This window comes from Polaromonas sp. P1_G2 (assembly GCF_056405515.1).
On sequence record NZ_JBFUBY010001809.1, the window covers coordinates 1 to 354 of the forward strand.

General features: G+C 59.0%; 1 pseudogene. It reads right to left on the minus strand.

Going from position 1 to position 354, the window contains the following annotated elements:
* Positions 1–326 (minus strand): annotated as a pseudogene (locus tag AC1D0P_RS32695) (type I secretion system permease/ATPase); the annotation flags it as partial.
* Between the last annotated feature and the right edge of the window lie 28 nt (positions 327–354).

Sequence of the window (354 nt, forward strand, 5' to 3'; positions counted from 1 at the left end):
GTATTAACGCCTTGCGCCGCCAGCATGGTCCGGTCGGTGACGATGCGGAAGACGCGCGTTTCAAGGGATGCCTGGAAACGTGAGCCGATCCGCGCCGCAAGCCGGCCGCGGGCATGATCCAGTACGCCCATGATCGCATACATCATTACCAGCAGGATGGTCAGCACCACCAGTGTCGGCTCGGACCGGCTGGTGAGCACGCGGTCATAGACCTGCAAGCTGTAGAGCGATCCGGTCAGCACGAGCAAGTTCACGAAGAACGAGAATATGCCGATGGAGATAAAAGCGAAGCGGCTTTCTGACAGAGCGGCGCGCAGTTCTTCCACACCGTTTTTTTTCGGAGCAGGGTTCACC